General features: G+C 75.2%; 4 protein-coding genes. 2 read left to right on the top strand and 2 right to left on the bottom strand.

Going from position 1 to position 3,205, the window contains the following annotated elements; translation table 11 throughout:
- Positions 1 to 1,093: S1C family serine protease (locus H5J30_RS23615; protein WP_181789381.1), on the top strand; the 1,093-nt coding region annotated here is incomplete at its 5' end.
- Positions 1,094 to 1,451: 358 nt separating this feature from the next.
- Here H5J30_RS23615 and H5J30_RS37515 read toward each other — a convergent pair.
- Together H5J30_RS37515 and H5J30_RS23605 are read right to left on the bottom strand one after the other, a co-directional pair.
- Positions 1,452 to 1,706 carry a DUF8825 domain-containing protein gene (locus H5J30_RS37515; protein ID WP_181789380.1) on the bottom strand — a complete coding sequence of 85 codons (255 nt, stop codon included), beginning with the start codon at positions 1,704 to 1,706 and terminating at the stop codon, positions 1,452 to 1,454.
- Between the two features lie 4 nt (positions 1,707 to 1,710).
- Positions 1,711 to 2,319 carry a GrpB family protein gene (locus H5J30_RS23605; RefSeq protein ID WP_220189278.1) on the bottom strand — a complete coding sequence of 203 codons (609 nt, stop codon included), beginning with the start codon at positions 2,317 to 2,319 and terminating at the stop codon, positions 1,711 to 1,713.
- Positions 2,320 to 2,426: 107 nt separating this feature from the next.
- On the opposite strand from H5J30_RS23605, the gene H5J30_RS23600 reads away from it, so the two are divergent.
- A partial coding sequence (locus tag H5J30_RS23600; protein WP_181789379.1) for an aminoglycoside phosphotransferase family protein occupies positions 2,427 to 3,205 on the top strand: 779 nt, incomplete at its 3' end.

The following is a 3,205-nucleotide window of genomic DNA, read 5'->3' as shown; positions in this document are numbered from 1 at the left end:
CGGCATCGGCGGCGGCATCGGGTACTGGGCGGCCGACGACGACTCCGGCGGCACGTCCACGACCGTCTCGGGCTCGCAGGACGGCCAGAAGATCGAGAACCCGCCCGGCTCGGTCGCCGGCATCGCCGGCAACGCGCTGCCCAGCGTCGTGACCATCGAGGCCGGCGGTGGCGGCGGCGGGGACGGCGGCAGCGGCGAGGAGGGCGCCGCCACCGGCACCGGCTTCGTCTACGACAAGCAGGGCCACATCCTCACCAACAACCACGTCGTGGCGGGCGCCGAGGGCAGCGGGTCGCTGACGGCGACGTTCTCCAACGGCAAGACGTACGACGCCGAGGTCGTCGGCCAGGCCAGCGGCTACGACGTGGCCGTCATCAAGCTCACCGACGCCTCCGACGCCAACCTGACGCCGCTGCCGCTCGGCGACTCCGACAAGGTCGACGTCGGCGACCAGACCATCGCCATCGGCTCGCCGTTCGGCCTGTCCGGCACGGTCACCACGGGCATCGTCAGCGCCAAGAACCGCCCGGTGGCCTCCGGCGACGCCAGCGGCCAGCAGGAGTCGTACATGAACGCCCTGCAGACCGACGCCTCCATCAACCCCGGCAACTCCGGCGGCCCGCTGCTGGACAGCGGTGGCAACGTCATCGGCATCAACTCCGCGATCCGCCCGGCGGACAGCGGCAGCCCCTTCGGCGGCGGCCAGGGCGGCAGCATCGGCCTGGGCTTCGCGATCCCCATCAACCAGGCGGACCGGGTCGCGCAGGACCTCATCGACACAGGCGAGCCCGTCTACGCGATCGTCGGCGTCTCCGTCGACAACTCGTACCAGGGCAAGGGCGCGAAGGTCAGCGAGTCGGGCAGCGGCGCGGCCGGCGACCCGGTGACGCCCGGCGGGCCGGCGGCCGACGCGGGTCTGCAGCCGGGCGACGTGATCACGAAGCTGGACAACACGATCATCGACAGCGGGCCGACGCTGATCGCCCAGCTCTGGGCACACAAGCCGGGCGACACGGTGGAGATCACCTACGAGCGCGGCGGCGACCAGAAGACGGCGGACATCACCCTCGGCGAGCGCGAGGGCGACGACTGACGGACCCCCGACACCAGGTAGACCGCGGCGGCCGGGCACCCCTCTCGGGTGCCCGGCCGCCGCGGTGTACGGGAGCGGGGGCGCCGGGGCGCCGGACGGCTGCGCGGGACGCGGCACTCGCGCGGGGGGCGCCGTGGCAGGTTCGCGAGGTGGGGCCGCGCGGAGGGGTCGCGCGGAGGGGTCGCGAGGAGGGCTAGCGGTGGGGGAGGTCCGGGCCGGGTGTCCGGGGCCGTCCCTCGTCGGCCCCGCCCCTCACCCGGCCCGGACCGGCTCGGCCGGAACCCGTCACTGCCCCGGCCGGAACTCCTGCGCCCACCCGGCCCGTACGGCATGCGCCGCCTCCCGGTGCGCCTGCCGGTCAGCCCCTGCCCGCGGCCTCCGCCCGTGCCTGGGCCCAGGCCGCCTCCTTCAGCGCCATCCGCGCCGACGGCAGCCGTCCGCCGGCCGTCTGCCAGTACGGATGGGTGGACACCCGCACCGACAGCCGCAGCAATCGCCGCCGCAGGACCGCGGTTTCGCTGGCGCTGTGCCGCGGCTCCTCGGCGAGCCTGCGGTACACCGCGTACCAGTCGCGCTGGGTCTGGACGAGGTCTTCGGGGAAGGCGTGGGTCACGCAGTTATTCTGACACGTGTTCGATTTTCGAGTCACGCGTATTCCCCGGATCCCACCCCGTCGCCGCCGCCCACCGCTCCGCCGCGATCATCAGCACCTCCGTCGCCGGCGCCTTGACCTGCCCGTACGCCGCCAGCTCCGGAACTCCGTCCGCCAGCCGCGACTTGAACTCGCCCCACGCCCGGCGCGCCGCGCCGTCCGCGCGCAGATAGTCGCGGAAGAGCAGCGCGAAGCGGGCGTTCGGCCCGCCCGCCTCGCGTACGTGGACGTTGCACCGCCGCGCGCCGACCGGCGGCGCGAACACCAGCTTGCGGCACTCCAGCCCGCCGGAGACCTCGGTGCGGTTCCAGGGCTCGGGGCGGCGGCGGTAGCCGGCGGCGCCGAGCAGCGCCGTGTGCAGCTCCTCGTCGAGTGGTGCGGCCACCCGTATCTGGATGTCCACGCAGTCCTTCGCGGGCAGTCCCGGTACGGAGGTGGACCCGATGTGGTCGACGGCGCGGGCGTGGGGGCCGAGGGCGGCCCGTAGCTCGGCGGCCAGCCGTGCGAAGTCCTCGGGCCATGCGGGCCGGTACGCCAGCACGGCCGCCACCTGCGGTTCGTCGGGGAAGGGCATCCCTCCAGTCTGGCGCGGTCCGCCCGCCCGCGCGGCAGAAAACCGTTCGACAGCGCGGGCGTCGGGAAGGTGGGATGAGGCGGACCGCAGGCCGGGAGGAGAGTCGTTTGCCGTCCGAGACCACCGCGAGCGCCGGCGCGGACACCGGTGCGGACGCCGGTGCCGCCACCGCCGTTGCCGTCCCTGCGGTCGACGAGGAGCTGGCCGGGCGCCTGCTGGCGGCGCAGTTCCCGCGGTGGGCGCATCTGCCGCTGCGCCCGCTGCTGCCCGGCGGCTCGGACCACGTGATCTTCCGGCTCGGCGACGCCATGTCCGTACGCCTCCCGCGCGGCGACTGGGCGGCGGGCCAGGCCGAGAAGGAACACCTGTGGCTGCCCCGTCTCGCCCCGCACCTGCCGCTGGCCGTGCCGGCGCCGCTGGAGGTGGGCGAGCCGGCGTTCGGGTACCCGTGGCACTGGTCGGTCTCGCGCTGGCTCGACGGCGGGACGCCGACGCACACCAGCCTGGCGGACCCGGCGGAGGCGGCCGCGGACGTGGCGGCGTTCCTCGGCGCGCTACAGGGCCTCGCGCCGCCTTCCGAGGGGTCGTACGGGCTGCTCTCCCCCGCCGTACCGCTGCGCGACCGCGACCGTACGACGCGGGCGGACATCGCGGCGGTGGGCGCGGCCGGGGCGTTCGACGCCCGCGCGCTGACGGCGGTGTGGGAGGCGGCCCTGGAGGCGGGGGACCGGGGCGGGCCGCCGGTGTGGTTCCACGGCGACATGCACAACGGCAACCTGCTCACCCGGGCCGGCCACTTGAGCGCCGTCCTCGACTTCGGCGGCCTGGGCGTCGGCGACCCCGCCTGCGACCTGGTCGTCGCCTGGACCCTGCTGGAACCGGGTCC

The sequence above is a fragment of the Streptomyces phytophilus genome (genome assembly GCF_013870535.1).
GTDB classification, from domain to species: Bacteria; Actinomycetota; Actinomycetes; order Streptomycetales; family Streptomycetaceae; genus Streptomyces; species Streptomyces phytophilus.
Note: the sequence above shows the minus strand (reverse complement) of the source record. Positions and strands in the feature narration are given on the sequence as shown.